The 25,567-nt window shown below is 62.0% G+C and carries 20 protein-coding genes; 15 read left to right on the top strand and 5 right to left on the bottom strand.

What is annotated here, in order from left to right:
• Positions 1-80 precede the first annotated feature (80 nt).
• From tsf to WDU96_RS08640, 7 genes are all read left to right on the top strand, one after another.
• Positions 81-908, top strand: coding sequence for a translation elongation factor Ts (gene tsf, locus WDU96_RS08670; RefSeq protein ID WP_337338088.1), 828 nt, complete (start codon positions 81-83; stop codon positions 906-908).
• Positions 909-991: 83 nt separating this feature from the next.
• Entirely contained in the window at positions 992-1,711 is a 720-nt protein-coding gene (gene pyrH / locus WDU96_RS08665) for a UMP kinase (protein WP_337338087.1), read from the top strand.
• 51 nt (positions 1,712-1,762) lie between these two features.
• Positions 1,763-2,317: a ribosome recycling factor gene (frr, locus tag WDU96_RS08660; RefSeq protein ID WP_337338086.1), complete on the top strand. Its 555-nt coding sequence runs from the start codon at positions 1,763-1,765 to the stop codon at positions 2,315-2,317.
• A gap of 10 nt (positions 2,318-2,327) precedes the next feature.
• The gene (locus WDU96_RS08655) at positions 2,328-3,368 is read left to right on the top strand and encodes a phosphatidate cytidylyltransferase (RefSeq protein WP_337338085.1); all 1,041 of its coding nucleotides are present in this window, start codon (positions 2,328-2,330) and stop codon (positions 3,366-3,368) included.
• Entirely contained in the window at positions 3,365-3,925 is a 561-nt protein-coding gene (locus WDU96_RS08650; RefSeq protein ID WP_337338084.1) for a DivIVA domain-containing protein, read from the top strand. The genes WDU96_RS08655 and WDU96_RS08650 overlap by 4 nt, the downstream gene beginning before the upstream one ends.
• Before the next feature lie 138 nt (positions 3,926-4,063).
• Positions 4,064-4,348, top strand: a complete 285-nt coding sequence (locus WDU96_RS08645) for a hypothetical protein (RefSeq protein WP_337338083.1) — start codon at positions 4,064-4,066, stop codon at positions 4,346-4,348.
• The gene (locus WDU96_RS08640; RefSeq protein WP_337338082.1) at positions 4,348-5,064 is read left to right on the top strand and encodes an alpha/beta hydrolase; all 717 of its coding nucleotides are present in this window, start codon (positions 4,348-4,350) and stop codon (positions 5,062-5,064) included. The genes WDU96_RS08645 and WDU96_RS08640 overlap by 1 nt, the downstream gene beginning before the upstream one ends.
• Before the next feature lie 19 nt (positions 5,065-5,083).
• On the opposite strand, the gene WDU96_RS08635 is transcribed toward WDU96_RS08640, so the two are convergent.
• Positions 5,084-6,154: an AI-2E family transporter gene (locus WDU96_RS08635; protein ID WP_337338081.1), complete on the bottom strand. Its 1,071-nt coding sequence runs from the start codon at positions 6,152-6,154 to the stop codon at positions 5,084-5,086.
• Positions 6,155-6,323: 169 nt separating this feature from the next.
• Here WDU96_RS08635 and WDU96_RS08630 point away from each other — a divergent pair, with 169 nt between their 5' ends.
• Together WDU96_RS08630 and WDU96_RS08625 are read left to right on the top strand one after the other, a co-directional pair.
• Positions 6,324-8,210, top strand: coding sequence for a DUF8094 domain-containing protein (locus WDU96_RS08630; protein WP_337338080.1), 1,887 nt, complete (start codon positions 6,324-6,326; stop codon positions 8,208-8,210).
• Entirely contained in the window at positions 8,207-9,160 is a 954-nt protein-coding gene (locus tag WDU96_RS08625; RefSeq protein WP_337338079.1) for a tetratricopeptide repeat protein, read from the top strand. The genes WDU96_RS08630 and WDU96_RS08625 overlap by 4 nt, the downstream gene beginning before the upstream one ends.
• A 25-nt stretch (positions 9,161-9,185) precedes the next feature.
• On the opposite strand, the gene glgB is transcribed toward WDU96_RS08625, so the two are convergent.
• From glgB to glgX, 3 genes are all read right to left on the bottom strand, one after another.
• The gene (glgB, locus tag WDU96_RS08620; RefSeq protein ID WP_337338078.1) at positions 9,186-11,363 is read right to left on the bottom strand and encodes a 1,4-alpha-glucan branching protein GlgB; all 2,178 of its coding nucleotides are present in this window, start codon (positions 11,361-11,363) and stop codon (positions 9,186-9,188) included.
• On the bottom strand, positions 11,360-13,444 hold the full coding sequence (locus WDU96_RS08615) for a maltotransferase domain-containing protein (protein ID WP_396668213.1): 2,085 nt from the start codon (positions 13,442-13,444) through the stop codon (positions 11,360-11,362). The genes glgB and WDU96_RS08615 overlap by 4 nt, the downstream gene beginning before the upstream one ends.
• Before the next feature lie 65 nt (positions 13,445-13,509).
• Positions 13,510-15,648 (bottom strand): glycogen debranching protein GlgX, encoded by a 2,139-nt coding sequence (glgX, locus tag WDU96_RS08610; protein WP_337338077.1) that lies wholly within the window; start codon positions 15,646-15,648, stop codon positions 13,510-13,512.
• A 59-nt stretch (positions 15,649-15,707) separates the two neighbouring features.
• Here glgX and WDU96_RS08605 point away from each other — a divergent pair, with 59 nt between their 5' ends.
• From WDU96_RS08605 to ligA, 3 genes are read left to right on the top strand one after another with little or no spacing between them, the layout of a single operon-like run.
• Entirely contained in the window at positions 15,708-16,895 is a 1,188-nt protein-coding gene (locus WDU96_RS08605; RefSeq protein ID WP_337338076.1) for a cysteine desulfurase family protein, read from the top strand.
• Between the two features lie 9 nt (positions 16,896-16,904).
• Positions 16,905-18,002 carry a tRNA 2-thiouridine(34) synthase MnmA gene (mnmA, locus tag WDU96_RS08600; RefSeq protein WP_337338075.1) on the top strand — a complete coding sequence of 366 codons (1,098 nt, stop codon included), beginning with the start codon at positions 16,905-16,907 and terminating at the stop codon, positions 18,000-18,002.
• Positions 18,003-18,042: 40 nt separating this feature from the next.
• Complete coding sequence (gene ligA / locus WDU96_RS08595; protein ID WP_337338421.1) at positions 18,043-20,412, top strand: NAD-dependent DNA ligase LigA; 2,370 nt, start codon at positions 18,043-18,045, stop codon at positions 20,410-20,412.
• Here ligA and WDU96_RS08590 read toward each other — a convergent pair whose 3' ends face one another.
• Entirely contained in the window at positions 20,413-22,116 is a 1,704-nt protein-coding gene (locus WDU96_RS08590; RefSeq protein WP_337338074.1) for a long-chain-fatty-acid--CoA ligase, read from the bottom strand.
• 69 nt (positions 22,117-22,185) lie between these two features.
• On the opposite strand from WDU96_RS08590, the gene gatC reads away from it, so the two are divergent.
• From gatC to gatB, 3 genes are read left to right on the top strand one after another with little or no spacing between them, the layout of a single operon-like run.
• A complete protein-coding gene (gene gatC / locus WDU96_RS08585) occupies positions 22,186-22,485 on the top strand; it encodes an Asp-tRNA(Asn)/Glu-tRNA(Gln) amidotransferase subunit GatC (RefSeq protein ID WP_337338073.1) in 300 nt (99 codons plus the stop codon).
• Between the two features lie 9 nt (positions 22,486-22,494).
• A complete protein-coding gene (gene gatA / locus WDU96_RS08580) occupies positions 22,495-24,018 on the top strand; it encodes an Asp-tRNA(Asn)/Glu-tRNA(Gln) amidotransferase subunit GatA (RefSeq protein WP_337338072.1) in 1,524 nt (507 codons plus the stop codon).
• Positions 24,018-25,532, top strand: coding sequence for an Asp-tRNA(Asn)/Glu-tRNA(Gln) amidotransferase subunit GatB (gene gatB / locus WDU96_RS08575; protein WP_337338071.1), 1,515 nt, complete (start codon positions 24,018-24,020; stop codon positions 25,530-25,532). The genes gatA and gatB overlap by 1 nt, the downstream gene beginning before the upstream one ends.
• Positions 25,533-25,567 lie beyond the last annotated feature (35 nt).

The raw sequence follows: 25,567 nt of genomic DNA, 5'->3' as shown, positions 1-25,567 counted from the left end.
TTCCACCTCGGCGGAGACAACCAAATGGCTGTCTTCGCCGAGGCATCCACACACTCACGACAACCAAGGAGCCACTACCCATGGCAAACTTCACGATCGCCGACATCAAGGCGCTGCGCGAGCAGCTCGGCACGGGAATGGTCGACACGAAGAAGGCGCTCGAAGAGGCCGACGGCGATGTCGAGAAGGCAGTAGAGATCCTGCGCCTCAAGGGCGCAAAGGGCAACGCGAAGCGTGCAGACCGTTCCACGAGCGAGGGCTTGATTGCAGCTCGCGAGTTGGATGGCAAGGTTACGCTGATCGAGCTCGCTTGCGAGACCGACTTCGTTGCAAAGAATGACCGCTTCATCTCGCTGGCTGACAAAGTTGCAGACGCCGCAGCGACCGCCGTTTCGGACTCGCTCGAGGCAGCCCTTGCTGCTCCTGCTGGCTCGCAGACCGTTGCTCAGCTGATCGACGACGAAGCCGCGATCATTGGCGAAAAGGTCGAGCTGCGTCGCGTGCGCACTCTCGTTGGCGACAACTTCGAGGTCTACCTGCACCGCACGAACAAAGACCTCCCTCCGCAGGTGGGCGTAGTTCTTGCGTACACGGGCACCGACACCGAGACGGCTCGCAGCATCGCTCAGCACATCTCGTTTGCCAACCCGTCGTACCTTTCGCGCGACGAGGTGCCCGCGGCTGACGTCGACAAGGAGCGTGAGATCGTCACTGAGATCTCGCGCAACGAAGGAAAGCCCGAAGCGGCGCTTCCCAAGATTGTCGAGGGTCGCGTCAACGCCTTCTTCAAGCAGGTTTCACTTCTGGACCAGGACTATGCAAAGGACAACAAACAGTCCGTTGCAAAGGTGGCACAGGACGCCGGACTCACCTTGACGGGCTTCGCCCGCTTCAAGGTAGGCGCGTAACATCTTGAAAAGGCCCGCATCACCACATGATGCGGGCCTTTTCTCATGCCCTTCTGTAGGTTGTCGTCAACGAGAGGATCCCCGTGATCAATGAAGTGAGCGGACGCCGACGCGTCCTTTTGAAGCTCTCTGGAGAAGCGTTCGGCGGAGGCCAGTTGGGTGTCAATCCCGACGTGGTCGGCCAGATTGCCCGTGAAATCGCAGAGGCGGTAGATCGTGTTGAGATTGCCATCGTGGTAGGCGGCGGCAACTTCTTCCGAGGTGCAGAGCTGAGCCAGCGCGGAATGGATCGTGGACGCGCTGACTACATGGGCATGCTGGGAACGGTGATGAACGCCCTCGCGCTTCAAGACTTTCTCGAGCAAGCTGGCGCAGCGACTCGTGTTCAGTCTGCGATCGAGATGACCCAGGTAGCGGAGCCGTACATCCCGCGCCGCGCCGAGCGACACCTAGAGAAGGGGCGTGTGGTTATCTTCGGTGCTGGCGCTGGGCTGCCCTATTTCTCTACGGACACCGTGGCAGCGCAGCGCGCGCTCGAGATTGACGCCGTTGAGGTGCTGGTGGCGAAGAACGGTGTTGACGGTGTCTACACCGCTGACCCCAAGGTGGACGCCACCGCGACGAAGATCGATCAGATCACGTACCTCGATGCGCTCCAACGCGGCCTCAAAGTGGTGGATTCGACCGCGTTCAGCCTCTGTATGGACAACAAGATGAACATGCGAGTCTTCGGTATGGAGCCCGCTGGTAACGTCACCCGTGCGCTGTTGGGCGAGCCGATAGGCACCAGGGTCACGGCGTAAAGCCGACACCCCCAGTAGACTTAGCCTGCCCCACCCAGTGAAGGAGACACAGTGATTGCGGACGTCTTAACCGATGCGGGAACACGCATGGACCGTGCCGTTGAGTCGGCAAAGGAGGACTTCGCCACGGTGCGCACCGGACGTGCGAACCCCCAACTGTTTCAGAAGGTGCTGGTTGACTACTACGGCAGCCCGACGCCCCTGGCCCAGTTGGCTTCGTTGAACAGCCCCGAAGCGCGCACTATTATCGTGACGCCCTACGACAAATCGGCGCTCAAGGCGATCGAGCAGGCCATTCGAGAAATGCCGAATCTCGGGGCCAATCCGACGAACGATGGGAACATTGTTCGCATCTCGATGCCGGAGCTCACGGAAGAGCGACGCAAAGAGTACGTCAAGCTCGTGCGTGGAAAAGCCGAAGACGCGAAGGTGCACGTGCGCGGAATCCGCCGCAAGTCGAAGGACGACCTGGACGCGCTGAAGAGTGATGTAGGCGAAGACGAGTTGGTACGGGCCGAGAAAGAGCTCGATGCGCTCACGCGCGCGCACGTTGATGCCATTGACGAGTCGCTCAAACGCAAAGAGGCTGAGCTTCTCGAAGTCTGAGAATTGGCAGATGGAACAGGAACCCGAGAGCACCCCTCACGAGGTAGCGAATCAGCGAACGGACCCGCGGCGGGCGACTGCGCCTGGCGAGGGCGTAGCCGCTGATTCTTCGGCGCACCTGCAGTCGCAGATTCGGGCCGCGCGCAGCGAGATTGAGAACCAAGTTGCTCACGCCCGCGCTGAGTTCGAAGTAGCGAACGAACGCATCAAAGAACGCACTGGTCGCAATCTCATTCTCGCGATCGTCATTGCTCTCGCGATCGGCGGCGTGCTGCTCGGGTCTCTGCTGTTCTTCAAGAGCCTGTTCGTCATCTTCGCTCTTGCTGCGAGCATCCTCGGAACCGTCGAGCTGTCGCGAGCCATGAATGGCTCCGGACGTCGGGTCGACGTCGCCCCACAGCTCGTCGCGGGCAGCGTGCTGATATTGACAGGCTACTTTTTCGACTCTTGGATGCTCTGGATCGCGGTTTTCATAGCGGTCGCCACGGTCATCGTTTGGCGACTTTTCGCCCAGATGACGGCGGGAGACGGACGCGCCTACGCTGACGTGCTGTCGGATGCGTTGGTGTCTGGTTTCGTGCAGTTGTACGCCCCGTTCCTGGCGAGCATCTGTGTGGTCTTGGTACGTCAAGAGCACGGAGAATGGTGGGTTCTCGGTTTCGTCTGCGTGGTTGTAGCCGCTGACACCGGCGCATATGCGGCGGGTCTTACCTTCGGAAAACACCCGATGGCGCCCTTGATCAGCCCCAAAAAGACTTGGGAAGGCTTCGCTGGCGCTGTGGTCGCAGCCGTGGGAATTGCGATGCTCATCTCGATCTTCATGCTCGGTCTGCCATGGTGGTTCGGGTTCATCTTCGGTTTGGTGATATTGGCTACTGCGACGTTCGGCGACCTTGGCGAGTCAATGATCAAGCGCGATCTGGGGATCAAGGACATGAGCTCATGGCTTCCAGGGCACGGCGGAATCCTCGACCGACTCGACTCGGTTCTGCCCTCGACGGCAGCAGCACTCGGGCTTTACTACCTCTTCTCCCCTTTGGCGGTGCTGTGACCACTGTAGAGACCAAAGAGTCTGCTTTTCCCCTTACCCGCGGACGCACCAAGGGGTACGCCCCGGCAGAGGTAGACGCGTTCATCTCTCGCGCGCGGGTGGCCTTCGAAGAGGGGGAGGAGCCCATAGGGTCTTCCGAGGTCAGACAGGTGGCGTTCCCGCTCGTTAGAGGTGGATACTCGATCGCTGCAGTGGATGCTGCGCTTGGTCGCATAGAAGACGCTTTCGCGGCGCGAGAACGCGAAGCGGCAGTCGCGCGCGGTGGGGTTTCGGAGTGGGTCGGCCAAACCCGAGAAACCGCGCAGGTGGTTTTAGACCGGCTATCCCGCCCTCGGCGATCGCGTTTCGCGCGCGTCAGCGCGCTGCGCTACGGCTATCGCGTCGAAGAAGTGGACCTGGTTGCAGACAAGCTATCGACGTACTTGCAGACCGGCGAGTCTGTGACGGTTGAGCAGGTGCGCGGCGTAGCTTTTCGCATGCAACGCGGTGGCTATCGTGAGGCTCAAGTAGATGCCGTGCTTGATGCGGTTGTCGAAGTGATGCTCGCGGTCGAATAAGTGCGCTGGCCCCTACCGTTCGCTCCTGAGCGGGTCGGTAGAATTGTGTCACTGTGACTTCGCTACTTCCGCTGATCAATTTCGGTAGCCCGCATTCCCTGCAGGGCACGCCGGCGTTGACGGACCGGTTCTGATCGAATGCCGAGGTCTAATCGACGTCGACCGGACCCAGGGGACGACGACTCGTTCCAGAGAATGTTGTCGGGATTCAAGCGCACTGAGAGCAAGCGGGGAGGCGAGTGGACCGTGCAGCCGGTGTCAGCACAGAATGCGCAGAAAGTCTATGCGTGCCCGGGTTGCGGTCGCGGCATTCAGGTGGCAGAAGCTCATATCGTCGCGTGGCGTGCTGATGGCGTGCTCGGCGACAGGGCAGACCTCGAAGCGCGTAGACACTGGCACACAGCCTGTTGGAGGATCAACTGATGGAAATCCGTGGGCCATTCGCCCTACCCGCTCTGCGAGAGAACATCGAGTTCGAAACGCTGGATGGATTGACGCTGGTCGGCGAACTGGCCGTGCCGGTTGACCGGGCACCCGTGGCCACGCTGGTAACGCTTCATCCTCTGCCGACGGCGGGTGGGTTCATGGATTCACATATTCTGCGCAAGGCCGCCGCTCGATTGCCGGCACTGGCCGATCTGGCGGTATTGAGGTTCAACACGCGTGGCACCACATCACCGCGCGGCACCAGTGAGGGTGCATTCGATGGCGGCGGCGCAGAAGCATTCGATCTCGCCGCGGCAATGGACTTCGTGCGGGAACGAGAGCTACCCAATCCTTGGCTGGTCGGCTGGTCCTTCGGCACCGAGATCGCTTTGAAGTACGGACGCGATCACGATGTGAATGGTGCGATTCTACTATCACCCCCGTTGCACCGCGCCACGGAAGAAGACGTCGCGGCGTGGAAAGGCGACCCGCGAACACTGGTCGTGCTCATCCCCGAGTTTGACGACTATCTGCGACCTGCCGAGGCGGTGCAGCGCTTTTCGCCCGTGCCCGAGGCGACCCTCATCGCAGTCGAGGGGGGAAAGCACCTGTGGGTCGGCGAAACGCAAACGCGTCGCGTGCTGACCGAAATCGTGGGCGCTGTCAATCCCGACGCGTTGCCGCTCGCTACCGAGTGGCCCGACGACGAGTAGACGGCGTCGAAACGGTTGGCTAGCGTTCGTTCTGGCGGGGGATCAGCACCTGACGGTAGATGATCAGCACGCTTGCCGCAACGGGAATTGCCACCAGCGCGCCGAGCAAGCCGAGCAGCGAACCGCCAGCAAGTGCCGCGATTACAACGACTGCTCCCGGCACCGACACTGCGCGCCCCATGATCCTGGGGGCGAGCACGTATGCCTCGACCTGCATGTAGATCAGGTAGTAGATCGCGGCAATGAGCGCGACCGTGGGGCTTCCCAGGCCCGGGATCAGACAGGTCAACACGATGATGGTCGAGCCCGTGAGCGTGCCGACGAGCGGAATGAGTGAGAAGAAGAAGGCGATGACGGCGAGCACAGCAGGAAACGGCGCGCCGATGATGTTCAAGAAGATCACGCTGAGAACGCCGTTGATCACGCCTAGCGAAAGCTGACCGATCACGTAGAAGCCCACGGATGCAGTGATTTGCTCGCTGAGATCTATGAACCGCGGGCGCTTCGAGGCCGGGACGGCTTGGTATACCGCGCTCTTGAGGTGCGGGGTGGACGCCGTGAAATAGATGGTGAGAATCAGCACGATGAATGCGCCGCCGAGCCCCGCGATGACAGCTGCACCCACCGCCAGGAGGCCGCCACCGATCGATCCTCCGATCTCACCGAGATCGAGTTCAGCAAGCCACTCTTCGAGATACTCGAAGACATCGTCGACGAGCAGCGTGGGAAAGGTGGTGTGCAGCCAGTCCTTGAGCTGCGGGATCGGGTCCCACGTGCCGTTCTCGACTAGTCGTTGTATCTGGGTGACGAGCTGGCTGATCTGCCCGACGATCACCGGCACGATCATCAGAATGATGCCCGCGAAGGCTGCCAGCACGCCAAGAATCGTGATGAGTACTGCCGCCCACCGTGGCAGTTTTCTTCGCTCGAGCCAGGCGACGATGGGATCAAGTCCTAGAGAGAGGAATAGCGCCGTGCCAACGTAGAGCAGAATCGTCGACAGCGTCTGTACGCTGCCGATGAGCAGGAGCCCGAGGCCAACGCCCAAAGTGGCGACGAACGCGGTCCGGAACGGATTGTGCAGCTTCACCGGACTCCTTTCAAGGTCTGCAATTGTTCTTCTTGGTCAGGATACGCACTGCACACGCTCAGGCTTGTGTATGACACCTCCGGGTCGCCTCTCAGGTGTAGTTCGCTAGTCTGAAATGTCGAGTCGGAGGTGTGTTGCCTTCTGCAACTACCCCGGAAAGGTGTTCTTCGTGCGTTTCGTTTGGGCCGTGGTGGCATTCGTGCTGGCAACCGTGCTGATTGTCGCGGGTATCGCCCAGCGAACGGTGTTCCAAGGGCCGACGACCGAAACAGCGGAGATCAGTGTCACCGAAGACGCTCCGTTCGTATTGATTGACGGTGCCGTGTTCAACGCTCTTCCGGGGTCTCAGACTTTGCGTGCCAACGCGGAGGGCGAGATTTTCGCCGCATACGGTCGCACCGCAGACATGCAAGCCTGGCTCGCCGACACCACCTACAACTCCGTCACGCTCGACGCCGCCGGTGAGATCGACGTCTCTCTTGTCGAACCGGTGCCGCCCGCTGTTGAGGATGACGAAGCATCCGCCCCAGCGACCGACGCGCCAGCGACCCCGGAAGCCACCGAAGATGCCGTTGCGACCGATGTGCCTGAACAAGAGCCTGACACGGGCGTTGTGATCGCCGGCAGAAGCCCGGCGGGATCTGACCTGTGGTTGGACGAGTTTCAGCAGAGCGACCTGCTGATTGCTTCACTGCAGTTACCCGAAGAAATGAGTGTGCTCGTCGCCGCCGATGGAACGCTGCCAGCTCCGTCGGCGATTTCAGTCTCGTGGCCGATCGGCAACGGCACCCCGTTGGCAGGACCGCTGATTGCGCTGGGTGCGATTCTCATGACCGTCGGCGTGTTCCTCTACATTCTTGGGATCAACCATGTTCGCCGCTCTCGCGGGCCACGGCGAAAGGGGCTGCCGATACCCGTCACCGAACCCATCGACGTCGCCACTATCGAAGCAGAGGAGAAGGGCGTGATCAGTTCCACCCCCACCCGTCGTTCGATCTCCGGATCACGACGCGCATTTGCCGTTGTACCCGGTGTCGCCGTTGCCGCCCTGCTGTTCTCTGGTTGCGCCGCTGATGCCTGGCCGCAGCTGACCCCCGCGAGCACGCCGTCACCCACCGCGACCGTTGTCGCTCCGGAAGGGCAGAAGCCGCCTGCGGTGACCAAAGCACAGGCCGAGCGAATCTTGGCGGAGATCTCCACCACGGTTGCTGAGGCAGATGAGTCGATGGATGCTGATCTCGCCGCCACGCGGCTCTCTGGCCCCGCGTTGGCGGTACGCGAGACGAATTACGTGTTGCGAGACGCCTTAGAAGACACGGCGACGCCGGATCCCATCCTCAACCAACCCCTCGAGATCCTCCTTCCACAGGCATACGATGGCTGGCCTCGGTCTGTGATGGCTGTTGTCGACGACGAAGCCAGCAAGCTCGCCACCATCGTCGTTATGAGCCAGGCTGACCCGTGGGCTGAATACAAGATCTCGCATGTCGCGCGACTGGAAGCATCCACTTTGATGCCCGATCTCGCCCCGGACTATATCGGTGCCGCACAGGTGCAACCAGACTCTCCGTTCTTGTTGATCGCGCCAGAAGATCTCGCCACGGCGTATTCCGACGTCATCAACAATGACGAAGACAGCGAGTACTACGGTCTGTTTGACGCAGAGACTGACGCGCTCCGGGTGAGTATCGCAGCAGATCGTGAAGAGCGCCTCGCAGCGTTCAACGAGACTGGTTCCACTACGGGTGAGCTTACTTTCAGCACGACGCCAGGCACCGACGAGCCGATCGCCCTCGCTACGCTTGAAAGTGGCGCCATTGTCGCAGTGACGATCACCGAGCACGATTCGGTGAAGCCGACGAATGAAGACGCATTCATCAAGCTGTCTGGGAATCCGATGGTGGAAGAACTCACGGGCGAAGATCAGTCTGCAACCGGCTTTTCTACCGACTACTCGGATCAGGTATTCTTCTACGTTCCGGGACAGGGATCGACAGAGAAGATCCGCTTGCTCGGATACGGATCAGACATACTCGGTGCAAAGGTGATCAATTGAGCAACCCCATGACCGGCGCTAACCTCCGCGGTGCCGTCGACCTTTCCAGTCTTCGCAATCGACCAGCGACGCCAGCAGCTGATTCGGCCGCGACGGCGTCTGACGGCAGCGTTGCATCGCCGTCGCTGGTATTCACCGCGACGGACGACGGCTTCCAAGAAGTGGTCGAGCTTTCACGCACGGTTCCGGTTGTCATTGATCTGTGGGCGGAATGGTCTGAGCCCAGCAAGCAACTGAGTCCGATGCTTGAGAAGGTTGTCAACGAGCTCGCTGGCAAACTGGTGCTCGCCAAAGTGGACGTCGACGCCAACCCGCAGCTGGCTCAAGCGTTTCGCGCGCAGTCGATCCCTATGGTGGTCGGCCTGGTCGCCGGGCAGCCGGTTCCGCTTTTCAGCGGCGCAGTTTCCGAGCAACAACTCCGCGACGTGTTCGCACAGCTATTGCAGCTTGCGCAGCAGCACGGGGTGACGGGATCCGTTCCGGTCAGCGATGCGCCCTCGACAGACGATGCCGCAGAAGAGCCGCCGGCGCCGCCCTTGCCGCCGCTGCATGCCGAAGCGTACGACGCTATCGAAGCCGGCGACTACCCGCGCGCGATCGCGGCCTACACCAAAGCCCTCGCAGAGAATCCGCGCGATGCTGATGCTCGCGCGGGACTTGCCCAGGTGAGTTTACTCAATCGGGTGCAGGGCCTCGATCTTCAAGAAGCGCGTGCCATCGCTGCTGCCAACCCGCTCGACCCATCCGCTCAGTTCGCTGTGGCCGACCTGGATCTGGCGGGTGGCCACGTCGAGGATTCCTTTGGGCGATTGCTGGAACTCTTTGCCCACCTTCCCAACGACGAACGGGCAGTGGTGCGCGAACGCCTGCTTGAGCTGTTCGGTGTCATCGGCGACGACGACCCGCGCGTCCTGCGCGCGCGCGGGAAACTAGCCTCACTGCTGTTCTAGCAGCCTCTGCGGACGGCTGACCGGCCTAGCCGCGCGTGGGCGAGGGAATATGCTTCTGTGTGCTGTGGCGCAGCCACAGCACACCCAGCGGGGGCAAGGTGAAGTGAGCTGTCCCGTCATCGTCGGTGTTGACCACGCCGAGATTGCCGACCCCCGAACCGCCGTACGCGGCAGCATCCGAGTTGAGGATTTCTTCCCAGACACCAGTTTCGGGCAGCACGAGAGTGAAGTCGTTCTGGGGGGTACCAGCGAAGTTGCACACGACCACGATCGTGTTGCCGTGCCAGTCGCGCCGCGCGAACGCCGAGACGTTGGCGTTCCAGTGCGGTGCACCCAAACGAGTGAACGCTGATGAATCGCTATCTCTAGACCACAGCGCCGCCTGCTCGCGGTAGACACTGTTGAGCGTCGCGACGAAGCCAGCCAGCTGGGCATGAGGGGGCTGATCCAGCATCCACCAATCGAGCGAGCGACTTTCAGACCACTCTGCGATCTGGCCGAACTCCTGCCCCATGAAGAGCAATTGCTTGCCTGGGTGACCCCACATGTACGCCAAGTAGGCGCGCACGTTCGCCAACTGCTGCCAATGATCACCCGGCATTCGCCCGATAAGGCTGCCTTTTCCGTGCACGACCTCGTCGTGACTGATCGGCAACATGTAGTTCTCGCTGAACGCGTACACGAATGAAAAGGAGAGTTCGCCCTCGTGGTGAGCGCGGTACATCGGATCACGCTTGATGTACTCGAGCGAATCGTTCATCCACCCCATGTTCCACTTGAACCCGAACCCGAGTCCGGCGTGGTTGGTAGGTGCGGTGACGCCGGGAAAGCTTGTGGACTCTTCTGCAATCATCGAGATGCCGGGGTACCGCTTGTACGCGGTCGCATTCACCTCTTGCAAGAAATGAATCGCTTCGAGGTTTTCGCGACCGCCGTGAACATTAGGCTCCCATTCACCTGCTTCGCGAGAGTAATCCAAGTACAGCATCGAGGCGACCGCGTCAACGCGCAGCCCATCGATATGGAACTCTTCAAACCAGAACAATGCGTTTGCAACCAAGAAGTTGCGTACCTCATTGCGTCCGTAGTCGAAAATGTAGGTACCCCAGTCGCGATGCTCGCCGCGGCGAGGGTCTGGGTGCTCGTAGAGCGCTTCACCATCGAACTTGCCTAGCGCGAAGGAGTCTTTGGGAAAGTGACCGGGAACCCAATCCATGATCACGCCGATATCTGCCTGGTGGAGTCGGTCGATCAGGTAGCGAAGGTCGTCGGTGCTTCCGTATCGGCTGGTGGCGGCGTAATAGCCGGAGACCTGGTAACCCCAAGAACCACCGAACGGGTGCTCAGCGAGTGGCATGAACTCGATATGCGTGAACCCCTGCGCCGATACATAATCGACGAGCTGATCTGCTGCATCGCGGTATGACAACCCTTGACGCCACGATCCGAAATGGATTTCGTACACCGACATCGGCGACGTCGTCGGTGTCGTCTTCGCGCGTGTCTTCATCCAGGCAGCATCGTTCCATTCGTAGGAAGACTCTTCGACGACCGAGGCCGTGCCCGGAGGGATCTCTGCGAACCGTGCCATCGGGTCAGCCTTCATGATCCATTGGCTCGACCTGGTCAAGATCTCGAATTTGTAGTTGACGCCGCTGCCGAGGTCGGGCACGAACAGTTCCCAGACGCCGCTGCCACCCATAGAGCGCATCGCGTGGCCTTGGCCGTCCCAGCCGTTGAAGTCGCCGACCACGCGTACCGCACGGGCGTTGGGCGCCCATACGGTGAAAGATACGCCGGGCGTTTCGTCGATCACACGCACGTGGGCTCCTAGCGCGTCCCACAGCTGCTCGTGCCGGCCCTCGGCAATCAAATGCAGGTCGAGCTCGCCGATCGTGGGGGAGAAGCGGTAGGGGTCCTCTGCCGTGTGGGTGGAACCATCGTCGTAGGTGGCAACAACGGCGTACGCCCCAGGTTTGCCCGCGTGGGTGCCTTCCCAAATGCCCGCACGTACGTGTTCCAGCGGTGTGCGGCTTCCATCGCGGAACACCGCAGTAACGCCCTTCGCGAGTGGCCGGCGAACGCGCACAACCCACTCGCTTTCGCCCGTATCGGTCACTCCCTGGTGCAGCCCCAGCACAGCGTGTGGCTCGTGGTGCGAGCCGGTGGCGACCGTGTCGAGGAGTTGTTGTGATGGCATCATGCGAGACCCCTGACGTGAAGGATATGTACCGGTTCGTGAAAAGCGTCGAGTCGAACGAAATTATGGTCTGACCACGTCCACTCAGCACCCGTGATCAGGTCACGCACCTGGTACGGGTCGCCGGGAGTCACCCCCCAAACCTGGGTGTCGAGGTGCACCATCGTTTCGCGAACCGAGTGGGGATCGGTGTTGACCACGATGATCAGTGTGTCGCTCTCGCCGGTCGGTGTGAACGCGGCGTCGAGATGCTTGACGTAGACGAGGATGGCGTCGTCGTCGCTCCAGTGCACCGTTACGTTTCGCAGCTGGCCGAGGGCTGGGTGCGAGGCGCGAATCTCGTTGAGCTGACGCAAGAAGGGCGCCAGCGAGTCGCCACGCTCTTCCGCACCCTCCCAGTCACGCGTCTTGTACTCGTACTTCTCGTTGTCGATGTTCTCTTCGGCCCCGGGTCGAGCAACATTCTCATAGAGCTCGTATCCCGCGTAGACGCCGTACGTTGGTCCAGCTGTTGCGGCGATGGCTGCGCGAATTCGATACGCAGGACGACCGCCGAACTGCAGATACTCCGTGAGAATGTCTGGCGTGTTCACAAAGAGATTCGGCCGAAGGAAATCCGCCGTTTCCCGGGTGAAACTCCCGAGAAATTCTTCGAGCTGCGCTTTCGTATTGCGCCACGTGAAGTAGGTGTAGCTCTGCTGGAAACCCGCTGCCGCGAGCGACTGCATGATGGCGGGCCGGGTGAACGCCTCGGCAAGGAAGATCACTTCAGGATGCTCGGCGTTCACTGTCTTGATCAGCCACTCCCAAAACTGGAGTGGCTTGGTGTGGGGGTTGTCGACGCGAAAGATGGACACACCCTGAGCGATCCAATGGCGCACGATTCGCAGAACTTCGACTCGGATGCCTTCCGGGTCATTATCGAAGTTGATCGGGTAGATGTCCTGGTACTTTTTCGGCGGGTTCTCGGCAAACGCGATCGTGCCATCGGGCAGTGTCGTGAACCACTCGGGGTGTTCTGCCACCCACGGGTGATCGGGTGCCGCTTGGAGCGCGAGATCCAGAGCCACTTCGATGCCTTCTTTTCGCGCTGCGCGCACAAACGCTCGAAAATCAGCGAGGGTGCCGAGGTCGGGGTGAACAGCGTCGTGACCGCCAGCAGCCGACCCGATAGCCCACGGAGACCCGGGGTCGGTCGGCCCCGGGTCGAGAGTGTTGTTGCGACCTTTGCGGTTGATCGTGCCGATGGGATGGATCGGCGGCAGATAGAGCACGTCGAATCCCATCGCCGCAACTGCTGGCAGACGCTTCATAGCAGTGCGGAATGTGCCGCTCTTGATCGAGCCATCCTTCAATTGCCGTGCGCCCTCTGAACGAGGGAAGAACTCGTACCACGCCCCTGCGCCCGCTAGCGTCCTTTCGACCAAGAGCTCGAAGGTTTCGCCGACGGTCACGAGCGACATCAGCGGACGAGCGTGAAACACCGCCTCCAGGCTCTCGTCTCGCACGGTCTCAAGAACCTGCTCGTCGCTCGTCTCAGAAGAAAGCAAGACGCTGGCCGCGTTGGTGAGCAAACGACGCACGGCCGCGGGGCGGCCCTTTTCACGAGCCGCGCTCTCGCACAGCGACGCACCGATCGTGCGCATCAGAGAGACATCTACGCCGGCAGAGATCTTCAGATCTGCGGCATGTTTCCACGTAGCGAACTCGTCGGTGAAGGATTCGAATCGATAGCTCCATACGCCACTTTCCAGCGGAGCGACCTCTGTTTGCCACTCGTCGAAGCCGTTGTCGAGTGCACGCAACCGATGCAACGAGTCCTCCCCAGCAGGAGAGGTCAGCCGCAGTTGCACGCCGATGATGTCGTGCCCCTCCCGAAACGCGGTCACGCGAAAGGGAACGACCTCGCCGACGAAGGCGCTAGGGGAGTAGTCGCCCCACGGCACCGTGGGTGCGGGTTTGGCGAAGGGGATGCGGCTCGCACGTGTATCGGTGCTCTGCTGCCACGGCACAACCGGGCGCAGAGGAACATGTGAGTTGCTCCGCCATGGACGGGGGGACGCTGAAGGCTTTTTGCTGGCCACGTCTTGAACCTACCGCGCTATCAATTCTCCCGCGCGGCATGTCGGGGCGTGTGCAGCGACAAATCTCATTCCGCGCGGAAGAAGCGCATCGACGTTCCTGCCAACGGCACCACGTCGTTCGGGGCGAAAACAGCGTGGTCCTCGTCGGGAACCTCATCAGCGCTCGACCAGAGCGATACATACCGCGTGACACCCTCGATCTCAGGCAGAGTGACGTCAATAGGCGTCTCGATGCCGTGAATCATCAGCAGCACCCGGTTGAAGTCCTCGTTCTCTGGAGTTGATGCCGCGACGTACTGCAATGTGCGGTGTGCCGGCGACGTCCACCGTTCGGCCGACATCGTTTCGCCGGACTCGTCGTACCACTCCATCACCGACGCAGAAGGCGTGAACTCGTCAAGCCGCGCGAAACGGGTTGGCCGGATCGCAGGGTTCTCGTTGCGCAGGCGAATGAGCGTCTGCACGTGCGCGAACAGTTCTTTCTGCCATGGCGCGTGGTCCCATGCGAGCCAGGTCAATGCGGAGTCATGGCAGTACGCGTTGTTGTTGCCTCGTTGCGTGCGCCCGAACTCATCGCCCGCGCTGAGCATCGGCACACCGGCAGACAGCATGAGCGTGCCGAGCAGATTTCGCATGGCTTTTCGACGAGTAGCCAGAATGCGTTCGTCGGTTGTGGGCCCCTCAGCACCGTGGTTGAAGGAGCGGTTGGTGTCGGCACCATCGCGGTTCTGCTCGCCGTTTCCCAGGTTGTGCTTGACGTCGTACGACACCAGGTCTCGCAGCGTGAATCCGTCGTGAGCGGTGACGAAGTTGATGCTCGCGATCGGACCCCGCTCTGCACTGAAAGTATTCGAAGAGCCGGCAAGGCGCGTGGCGAGTCCGCCAATGCCCACCGGCGACGTCGATGCGCGTCGGGCATAGTCCACGTCACTGAGCCAGAAGTTTCGCACCCGATCGCGGTATCGGTCGTTCCACTCACTCCAGCCTTCGCCGAAGTTTCCGGTCTGCCAGCCACCCATCCCGACGTCCCACGGCTCAGAGATCTTCTTGACACCTGCGAGTTGGGGGTCGTCCATGATCGTGCGCAGCAGCGGGTGGTCTGGAGTGAAGGTGTGGGCGCCGTCACGTCCGAGCGTCGCGGCAAGGTCGAATCGGAATCCGTCGATCTGCACTTCGTTCGCCCAGTAGCGCAGCGAGTCCAGGATCAATCGCGCCGCGGCATCGGTCGAGGTGTTCACCGAGTTGCCGCATCCCGTCACATCGATGTACGCCCCGTCTTCTTGCTGTCTGTAGTACGAGCGGTTGTCAAGCCCGCGAAGGCTGGTGCGTGGGCCGCCCAGGCCTTCTTCCGAGGTGTGGTTGTAAACCACATCGAGAATTACTTCGAGTCCGGCTTCGTGAAGAAGCTTAACCATGCCCTTGAACTCCCGAAGCACCGCGTCGGGGCCGTTCTGGCGGGATTCCACGGTCGCGTACAGGTCGTGAGGAGTGAAGAAGTTGAGGGTGTTGTAGCCCCAGTAGTTCGAGAGTCCGTGCTGCAGCAGGCGTGGCTCTGTCACAAACGCGTGCACCGGCAGCAGCTCGATGCTGGTGACACCGAGGCTCCGGAAGTGTTCGATCATGGCGGGGTGCGCCAGGCCCGCATATGTGCCGTGCAAGGCCGCTGGCACATCAGGGTGACGCTTGGTCATTCCCTTGATGTGGCCTTCGTAGAGCACCGTGCGGTCCATGGGGATCGCGGGCTTTTGCACGCCGCCCCAATCGAACCCGCCATCGACGGCCACAGAGCGCCACTCACCGTGTCCGCTCGGAGCGAGTCCGCGCGCGTATGGGTCGATGAGCAGAAAGCTGTCGTTGAACGTGTTGCCGGCCGAGTGCGGCCCGTCGGCGCGGAGGGCGTACTTCGCCCCCGGCCGAAGCAAAGGCGTGGTTCCCTGCCACACTCCACCGCCGACTGGCGACAAAGTCACGGTGTCGGTGATCCAATCAAGATCCGTGTCGTCGAAGATGACCAGCTCGATGTCTTCGGCGTTCGCAGACCACACGCGAATCGTGCCGCCATCGTCCTGGTACGTGACACCCAGATTGTCGAGGCTGCTGTCAAGCAGGCCTGCGGGCGCAGGGGCTTCGGGTACGGGCGCTGAGGATGGGCTGTCTGCTGTGTCCTGAGGATCGGACGACGACATGGCCTTCGGGCGGGGCATGCGCTCTACAGTAGTAAGGCCCTGAGTCAAGCGCGTTACGACAGGACGGAGAATCACGCGTGTCGCACTATTTCGACCATGCTGCGACATCGCCGTTGCGCCCTGAAGCACGTGACGCATGGCTCGAGGCCAGTGCGATCGTCGGAAACGCCTCGTCTATTCATGGCAGTGGGCAAAACGCACGGCGCGTGCTCGAAGAGGCGCGCGAGCGCATGGCTGCCTCGATCGACTGCGAACCGATCGAGGTCGTCTTCACCTCCGGTGGCACCGAGGCGGTCAACCTCGCGTTGAAGGGGCTGTGGTGGACCCGTGGTGCCGCCGCGACCGGATTCGTGATGCCCGAGGGCGAACACCACTCGACGGTGGATGCTGCGCAGTGGCTGCGTGACTATCAAGGCGCCGGCGTGCGCGAGGTGCCACTCGATCCCCTTGGGCGTGTCGCGCCGGAGACGTTCGCCGGGCAGCTGCCAGGCGCCGCGTTCGCGACCGCGCTGGCAGCCAACAATGAAGTCGGCACCGTCAATGACGCCGTGGCGCTGAGCGAAGTTGCGGCTGAGGCCGGTGTGCCGCTGCACCTCGATGCGATCGCAGCGTTCGGTCACTTGCCGGTTTCGTTTCGGCAGTGGCGGGGCGGGGCACAGGGCCGTAGCGGGCTGGTGGCGCTGAGCGTGTCAGCGCACAAGGTGGGTGGACCCACAGGAATCGGCGCCCTCGTCGTTTCGCGCAAGGCCGAGGTATCTCCCTTGTTCCACGGCGGTGGGCAGCAACGAGGCCTGCGTGCTGGCACCCAGGATGTCGCGAGCGCGGTAGCGTTTGCTGTCGCGGCCGAGCTTGCTGTGGCTGAGCGCGAGGCAGAGGCGGTGCGCTTGGAAGCGCTTCGTGACAACCTGATCCAGGGCGTGCTGGGGTCGGTGGCCGATGCGACTCTGCTTGGCGACCCGGTGAACAGGCTTCCCGGAAACGCCCACTTCTTGTTTCCCGGGGCGTTCGGTGAAACCTTGCTCTTCTTGCTTGACCAGGCGCAGGTCTCGGTGTCGACAGGCTCGGCTTGTCAGGCGGGCGTTCCAGAGCCGTCACACGTGGTGCTCGCTCTTGGTCGCGACGCGGTGCAGGCGCGCCAGGTGCTCCGTTTCACCCTCGGACGCACCTCGACCCAGGACGACATAGACGCGCTGTTGCGAGTTTTGCCGGCAGCGGTCGAACGGGCCCGCGCAGCATCCGGCCCACGTACAGCCGAGCGATCGTAAACTGGACCAATGCGTGTTCTAGCGGCGATGAGTGGTGGAGTTGATTCCGCGGTTGCTGCGGCCCGGGCGGTGGATGCTGGCCATGAAGTCGTCGGTGTGCACTTGGCACTGTCGCGCGCTGGTGGCACGCTGCGCACGGGAAGCCGTGGCTGTTGCACGATCGAAGACGCGATGGACGCTCGCCGTGCCAGCGATCTTCTGGGAATCCCCTTCTATGTGTGGGACTTCTCGGAGCGCTTCCGTGACGACGTGATCGATGATTTCATCAACGAGTATCGCGCCGGCAGAACGCCCAACCCGTGCATGCGGTGCAATGAAAAGATCAAGTTCGCGGCCTTGCTCGAGCGGGCGATCGAGCTCGGTTTTGACGCGGTGTGCACCGGTCACTACGCCACCCTCATCGACGGACCTGAAGGGCTTGAGCTTCACCGAGCGTCAGACGCTGCGAAGGACCAGTCGTACGTGCTGGGTGTGTTGAACGCAGAGCAACTTGCGCACACATACTTTCCGCTGGGATCGACCCCTTCGAAAGCGATCGTTCGCGCCGAGGCCGCAGAGCGCGGGCTCACCGTTGCACAGAAGCCAGATAGCCACGACATCTGTTTCATTCCAGACGGCGACACCCGAGGGTGGCTTGCAGAGAAGGTAGGGACCGCCACAGGTGAGATCGTCGACCGCTCCGGTTCTGTAGTCGGCAGCCACGAAGGCGCCCACTCGTTCACGGTAGGACAGCGCCGCGGGCTTTCGCTGGGCACTCCGGCCGCAGACGGCAAGCCTCGTTTCGTGCTTGAAGTCCGGCCGGTCTCGAACACGGTTGTGGTCGGCCCGAAGGAAGCGCTGGCGATCGGTGAGATTTCAGGAGATCGGCATTCCTGGGCAGGTCGTGCGCCCAGCGAGACCGCTTTCGACTGTGAGGTTCAGATCAGGGCTCACGCTGACCCCGTGCCCGCTCGCGCACGCGTCGATAGCGGCGTCATCACTGTTCTTCCCGACACTCCTTTTGAGGGCGTCGCACCCGGTCAAACCGCGGTTATCTACGACGGAACGCGCGTGGTCGGCCAATTTACGATTGCGCACACCGTGTCGGCGGTGCCAGCAACGGCGTGATGTCGGTGGCCGTCTCTAGACTGGCTGGGTGGCACGTGAGATGCAGGACGACAGCGACCTCAATGCGCTGAACCTCGACGACGCCCGTGACGAGTCTCGCAGGCTCACCGATCTGGTGATCGGTGCGCGAGATGCGTATTACGGCGATGGCGCTGAGATTGTTGACGACGCGACATACGACGGCTGGATGACGCGCCTGCAGTCTCTTGAACAGCTATACCCCGAATTGCAGGGTCAGGATTCTCCTACGCGCAGTGTCGGCGCCGCAACAAGCACCCTTTTCGATCCGGTCGAGCACTCGGAACGGATGCTCAGTCTCGACAACGTGTTCTCCGCTGACGAGCTGCGAGAATGGTGCGTGAAGACGCAGTCGGCTGCGGGTCGTCCAGTGCGCTGGCTCAACGAATTGAAGATCGACGGCCTCGCTATCAGCCTGCGCTACGAGAACGGCGTTTTGACCTCTGCGGCGACCCGCGGCGACGGGCGAGTGGGAGAAGACGTCACCGCCAACGCTGTGCGGGTTGCGGGCATTCCACAGCAGCTCGCCGGCAGCGGTCATCCCGACATCGTTGAGGTGCGCGGCGAGGTGTTCATTCCCGTCGCGGAGTTCGAGCGACTCAATGCGCTGCAGGCGACTATGCGAGATCGCGCGTTCGAAGAGAGCCGTGCTCGTAGTCGCAGTCGAGCGTTTGACGAAGACAAAGCACGCCTCAGTGCCGAGCGCCGGTTTCCTGCGTTCGCGAATCCCCGCAACGCGGCCAGCGGTGGACTGCGCCAACAGCTCGACAAGAAGACCGGCCTCGAGCACGAGGCGGGTGTGGCGCGCGTGAATTCGCTGCGGCTGTTCGTGCATGGCATCGGAGCGTGGCCCGAGCCGACGGTCGATTCGCAGAGCGAGGTGTATGCGCTGCTGAGCGGCTGGGGCCTACCAGCCAGTCCTTACTTTCAGACCGCTGATGGGGTCGATGGGGTGTTGGAGTTCGTGACGCACTACGGAGTGCACCGTCACGATGTGGAGCACGAGATCGACGGCGTCGTCGTCAAGGTCGACGAACTTGCGCTGCATGACGAACTCGGAGCCACCAGCCGGGCGCCGCGGTGGGCGATTGCCTACAAGTACCCGCCAGAGCAAGTGAACACGAAGCTGCTCGACATCGTCGTCTCCGTCGGGCGTACCGGGCGCGCAACGCCGTTTGCGATGATGGCGCCGGCGCGCGTAGCCGGAAGCGTCGTACGCCAAGCCACACTGCACAACCAAGACGTCGTGAAGGTCAAGGGCGTTCTGATCGGCGACACCGTCGTCTTGCGCAAAGCGGGAGACGTGATTCCTGAGGTTCTGGGGCCGGTCGTTGAGCTTCGCGATGGCACTGAGCGAGCGTTTGTCATGCCCACGCATTGTCCCGAGTGCGGCGCCGAGCTTGCTCCGTCGAAAGAGGGCGATATCGACCTGCGGTGTCCGAATACTCGCACGTGTCCCGCACAAGTGCGCGGGCGAGTGGAGCACGTGGGGTCTCGGGGAGCGCTAGACATCGAAGCGCTCGGAGAAGTGACGGCGGCGGCGCTGACTCAGCCCTCGCTGCCGACGTCTCCGCCGCTAGAAACCGAAGCCGGGTTGTTTGACCTCACACTTGACCAGCTGGTGCCCATCGAAGTGCTGGTGCGTGATGCCGAGACCGGCGAGCCGCGCATAGATGACCGTACGGGTGAGCCCGTGCGGCGTGCGCCCTTTCAACGCACGGAGCGCACCTATCCACCGGGTTGGGAGAACGCCACCCCTGCTGAGCGGAGAGCCGCGGGCGTGCGAAAAGACCACCTGGTGTTGCACCCCTCAGCTCAAGCGCTCACGCTTCTATCGGAACTCGAGAAGGCGAAGACGAAAGAGCTTTGGCGCTATCTGGTTGCGTTGAACATTCGCCATGTCGGGCCGGTCGCTGCGCGCGCGCTTGCAGGATGGTTCGGCTCGATTGAGGAGATCCGCGAGGCAACTCGTGAAGAACTTGCTGCGGTCGAAGGAGTAGGGGCGATCATCGCGGACTCACTGCTGGACTGGTTCGCGGTCGATTGGCACCGCGAGATCGTCCAACGGTGGTCACGGGCCGGCGCACAGCTGGCAACTCCTGGGCATCCGGGGCCGGGAGCGGCTGCTCAGCGCGGCGGTGTGCTCGAGGGCATGACCGTTGTGGCGACCGGATCGCTCGACGGGTACACCCGAGAGGGGGCCCAAGAGGCGATTGTCCAGGCGGGCGGAAAAGCGGGTTCGAGCGTGTCGAAGAAGACAGACTTCGTTGCAGCAGGACCCGGGGCAGGATCCAAATTGGCGAAAGCGGAAGCGCTCGGGGTGCGGATTCTGAATGCCGAGCAATTTCACACTCTGGTCACTCAAGGGCCCGCAGGACTTGACGCTGAGTGATCAGCCCGTTGCGAGGCGTTGAAGCAGCTCCTCGCGCACCTGGCGACGCAACACCTTTCCGATGAGCGACTTCGGCAGCTCATCCACGATGAATATCTGCCGGGGAACCTTGTATGGCGTGAGAATGTTGCGCACGTACTCACGCACCGCACTGACATCGATATCAGTTCCCGGGGCGATGACGATCGCCGCGGCGACCTCTTCGCCGGAATGGCTGCTTGGCAGCCCCACGACGGCCGCGTCCTCTACCTGAGGGTGCTGGCGCAACGCGATCTCCACCTCGGTCGGGGCGACGTTGAACCCGCCGGTGATGATCAGTTCCTTGATGCGATCGACAATTCGCACGAACCCGTCATCGTCTATCTGAACGATGTCGCCGGTGCGAAACCAACCATCAACGAACACCTTCTGGGTCTCTTCAGGCTTGCCGTAGTACCCGCTGAACACCTGCGGGCCGCGCACGATGAGTTCACCGCGTTCACCCGCGCGCACGTCGATGGTGGGATCGTCTGGGTCGACGACCCGACATTCAGTGCCGGGCAGGGGCAGCCCGACGGTTCCAGGCACTCGGTTGTCAGCGACGGGGTTTGCCATCAGCACGGGTGAGCACTCGCTGAGCCCGTAGCCCTCGACGAGGAAGCCCCCCGATGCTTCTTCGAACGGAACAACCAGCTCGTGGGGAAGAGCCATCGCACCCGAGATAGCCACTTCTGTGCCCTGGAGAGAAATGCCCTGCGCCTCAGCTGCTTTGAGCAGACGATCGGCGATAGGGGGAACGAGAGGCAAAAATGTTGCGGGATGCTTCTTATGCACCGCGAGCACCATGTCGGGATCGAACCTGGGGAACAGCACAAGTCGCGCGCCCATAGACATGGCAAACGTCAGACACAGCGTCAATCCGTAGGCGTGGAACATCGGCAATACGGCGTAGACGACGCATCCATCGCCGCGCGTGATCGATGGCACCCAAGCCTGAGCCTGGGCGGCGTTGGAGAGCAGGTTGCGATGGGTGAGCGCGGCACCTTTTGGCGTTCCCGTGGTGCCACTCGTGTACTGGATGAGTGCGAGGTCATCGGTTTCAGGCATCGGGTGCGCACTCGATAGGGGAGGGGAGCCGACAATGCTCTCCCACGATGTCGTGCCGTTCACACGCTCCGTCAATGCTTCGCGAGACTCTCGAATCTTGGGGATAGGGAGAGTAAGAGCAAGACGCATGCCAAGCGGCATGGCGTGTGTCACGTCGACGGAGATGAGATTCGCAACGGCGAGATCTTCGGGAAACTCCTGAATTATCTTTACGCCCTTGGTCCACACAATGGCGTGTTTGGCGCCGTGGTCTTCGAACTGCTTGCGCATCTCGCGAGGCGTGTAGAGCGGGTTGTGCTCGATCACCACGCCACCCACGCGAAGAATGGCGTAGAACGCAATAATGTGCTGCGGGCAATTCGGCAGCACCAACGCGACAGGATCTCCCGCGCTCACGCCACGCGCGCGCAAACCTTCGGCAGCCCGCTCTATCTGGTCATGCATAGCTCTGTAGGTCGTCTCGCGCCCGAAGAACTGCAGTGCAGGCGCTTCTGGATAGTCCCGCGCCGACGCGTTCACGATATCCACCAGAGAACCGGTAGCCGGGGTCAGATCTGCGGGCACACCATCCGCGTAGCTGGCGATCCATGGTCTTGGCGGGTCATACGTCGTCGTCACGTCGACCAGCCTAACTGTCGCTGTCGGTCGCCACGGGAGAGGGCGAGCGTGACCGCCTACACTTGTCGGGTGTCTGAAATCACCCCAGAACTTGTGCGGCACCTCGGTGTGCTCGCCCGCATCCAACTGAACGACGAAGAAGTTGAGCAACTTACCGGTCAGCTCGACGCGATCGTTGACAACATCGCGAAGGTGTCCGAGGTCGCAACTGCCGACATCGAAGCGACGAGTCACCCGATCCCGATGCAGAACGTGTTTCGCGCCGATGAGGTGGGTGACTTGCTCACCTCCGCCCAGGTGCTGCAGAACGCTCCCGACTCGGCTGACGGTCGATTCCGGGTGACCGCCATTCTCGGCGAAGAGCAGTAAGGAATTCCCTTGACAGATTTGACCAGGATCAGCGCCGCTGCGCTGGCAGACAAGCTGGCCGCACGCGAAGTATCGAGCGTTGAGGCGACCCAGGCGCACCTTGATCGCATTGCAGCAGTCGATGGCGACGTTCATGCGTTCCTGCACGTGAGCGACCACGCTCTCGACATTGCTGCCGATATCGACCGACGCCGGGCGGCTGGTGAAGCGCTTGGCGCCCTCGCCGGAGTGCCGCTGGCGATCAAGGATGTGCTCGTCACCACCGATATGCCCTCCACCAGCGGATCGAAGATCCTCGAGGGGTACATGTCGCCGTACGATGCCACGGTCGTGGCGCGCTCGCGCGCGGCGGGTCTCGTTCCGCTCGGTAAGACAAACATGGACGAGTTCGCCATGGGCTCGTCGACGGAATTCTCCGCCTACGGGCCGACTCGCAACCCGTGGGATCTGGATCGTATCCCCGGCGGCTCCGGGGGCGGCTCAGCTGCCGCCGTAGCCGCATTCGAAGCGCCGCTGGCACTTGGCTCCGACACCGGCGGTTCAATTCGTCAGCCCGCGCACGTCACGGGCACCGTGGGCATCAAACCCACCTACGGCGGAGTAAGCCGCTACGGAGCGATTGCGCTCGCATCGAGCCTTGACCAGGTCGGACCCGTCACGCGCAACGTCCTCGACGCGGGGCTCCTCCACGACGTTATCGGCGGATACGACGCCCACGATGCCACCTCCATTTCCGAGAAATGGCCCTCATTCGCCGACGCTGCCCGCGAGGGCGCGCGAGGCGACGTGCTCAAGGGGCTCAAGGTCGGCGTCATCAAAGAGTTCGCGGATGCGGGCTTTCAGACTGGCGTGTCTGCATCTTTCCGCGCCGCGCTGACGACCATGCAAGCGCAGGGTGCCGAGATCGTCGAGATCAGTGCGCCGCACTTCGAGTATGCGGTTGCCGCCTACTATCTGATTCTCCCGGCTGAAGCCTCGAGCAACCTCGCAAAGTTCGACTCGGTGCGCTTCGGCATGCGGGTGGACGTTCCTGGGGGAACTGTGGAGGACGTCATGGCTGCAACTCGAGATGCGGGTTTCGGTCCCGAGGTCAAGCGGCGCATCATTCTGGGCACCTACGCTCTGTCAGCGGGCTACTACGACGCCTACTACGGGTCCGCACAGAAAGTGCGCACGCTCATTCAGCAGGATTTTGATGCAGCATTCGCTTCGGTTGACGTCATCGCGACGCCATCGGCGCCGACAACAGCATTCCGCATCGGGGAGAAGATCGACGACCCGCTTCAGATGTATCTCAACGACTTGACGACAATCCCGGCCAACCTCGCCGGCATTCCAGGAATCTCGATCCCATCGGGGCTCGCTGAAGAAGATGGCCTGCCCGTGGGTATTCAGTTCCTCGCTCCTGCTCGTCAGGACGCACGTCTGTACCGTGTCGGCGCCGCGCTTGAGGCGACACTTGTTGATTCATGGGGAGGGCCGTTGCTTGACCGCGCGCCCGAGCTGCTCGCACGCGAAGGAGGCGTGCTCTGATGGCTAAAGCCAAACTGATGGACTTCGACAAAGCTCTGGAACTGTACGAACCGGTACTCGGTTTCGAAGTGCACGTCGAACTCAACACCAAGACCAAGATGTTCTCGGGTGCTGCGAACCCGGCTCATTCCGACAACCACGATGCGGCGCCCAACACTCTGGTCGCGCCGGTGGATATGGGATTGCCTGGCTCGATGCCCACGGTCAACGCAGAAGCAGTCAAGTACTCGATCAGCTTGGGTCTGGCTCTTGGCTGCTCAATCGCCCCCTCGAGTCGTTTCGCTCGAAAGAACTATTTCTATCCTGATCTGGGCAAAAACTATCAGATATCCCAGTACGATGAGCCGATCGCCTTCGAAGGCTCGGTGGATGTCGAGCTCGCTGATGGCACCGTCGTGACGGTGCCTATCGAGCGGGCGCACATGGAAGAAGACGCCGGAAAGCTCACCCACATGGGCGGCGCGACCGGACGCATCCAGGGCGCCGAGTACTCGCTCGTCGACTACAACCGTGCCGGCGTCCCGCTGGTCGAGATCGTCACAAAGCCGATCTACGGGGCAGAGCACCGGGCACCGGAGATCGCGAAAGCCTACGTCGCGACGATCCGCGATATCGTGCTGTCGCTGGGCATCTCGGAGGCTCGGCTTGAGCGCGGAAACTTGCGTTGCGACGCGAACGTGTCGATTCGTCCGCGTGGGCAAGAGAAGCTCGGTACCCGCACCGAAACGAAGAACGTCAACTCGATGCGTTCCGTTGAACGTGCCGTGCGATACGAGATTCAGCGCCAAGCGGCGATCCTCGCCGATGGCGGGACGATCACCCAAGAAACGCGCCACTGGCACGAAGACACGGGCGCCACCTCGCCCGGTCGTCCGAAATCCGATGCTGATGACTACCGATACTTCCCCGAGCCGGATCTGCTCCCGGTCGCACCATCACTTGAGCTGATCGACGAGTTGCGCAACGCGCTTCCTGAGCCGCCAGCCGCGCGTCGACGACGGCTCAAGGCGGAGTGGGGCTTCACAGATCTCGAGTTCCAAGACGTGGCCAACGGTGGTTTGCTCGCCGAGATCGCCGCGACTGTCGCCGCAGGCGCGACGCCGGCAACGGCGCGAAAGTGGTGGACGGGCGAGCTGACACGCCTCGCGAACGCAGCCGGCCGCGAAGCATCTGAGCTGGCGACTCCCGCCGATGTCGCGGCGTTGCAGTCGCTCGTCGATGCGGGAACGCTCACCGACAAACTAGCGCGGCAGGTGCTCGAGGGGGTCGTCGCTGGCGAGGGCACCCCACAGGAAGTCGTCGACGCCCGCGGCTTGGCCGTGGTGTCAGATGACACCGCCTTGTTGGCGGCGATCGATGAGGCTCTTGCTGCACAGCCCGACGTGCTCGCTAAGATTCGTGACGGCAAGGTCCAAGCTGCGGGAGCGATCATCGGTGCGGTCATGAAGGCGATGAAGGGCCAGGCGGATGCTGCTCGCGTGCGTGAGCTCATCATCGAGCGCGCCGCTCAGTAGCCGCACCCTCGTGAGGCTTCGACGTCAGTGTCGTA

The sequence above is a fragment of the Microbacterium marmarense genome (assembly GCF_037204165.1).
GTDB classification, from domain to species: domain Bacteria; phylum Actinomycetota; class Actinomycetes; order Actinomycetales; family Microbacteriaceae; genus Microbacterium; species Microbacterium marmarense.
This window is presented reverse-complemented; position numbering and strand designations above follow the sequence as displayed.

Bases quoted from the DNA above. Each gene is read 5' to 3' on its own strand.
- mnmA (WP_337338075.1), top strand. From the start codon at position 16,905: ATGCGTGTTCTAGCGGCGATGAGTGGTGGAGTTGATTCCGCGGTTGCT.
- ligA (WP_337338421.1), top strand. From the start codon at position 18,043: ATGCAGGACGACAGCGACCTCAATGCGCTGAACCTCGACGACGCCCGT.
- tsf (WP_337338088.1), top strand. From the start codon at position 81: ATGGCAAACTTCACGATCGCCGACATCAAGGCGCTGCGCGAGCAGCTC.
- WDU96_RS08640 (WP_337338082.1), top strand. From the start codon at position 4,348: ATGGAAATCCGTGGGCCATTCGCCCTACCCGCTCTGCGAGAGAACATC.
- glgX (WP_337338077.1), bottom strand. From the start codon at position 15,648: ATGCCCCGCCCGAAGGCCATGTCGTCGTCCGATCCTCAGGACACAGCA.
- WDU96_RS08655 (WP_337338085.1), top strand. From the start codon at position 2,328: ATGGAACAGGAACCCGAGAGCACCCCTCACGAGGTAGCGAATCAGCGA.
- gatB (WP_337338071.1), top strand. From the start codon at position 24,018: ATGGCTAAAGCCAAACTGATGGACTTCGACAAAGCTCTGGAACTGTAC.
- glgB (WP_337338078.1), bottom strand. From the start codon at position 11,363: ATGATGCCATCACAACAACTCCTCGACACGGTCGCCACCGGCTCGCAC.
- WDU96_RS08645 (WP_337338083.1), top strand. From the start codon at position 4,064: ATGCCGAGGTCTAATCGACGTCGACCGGACCCAGGGGACGACGACTCG.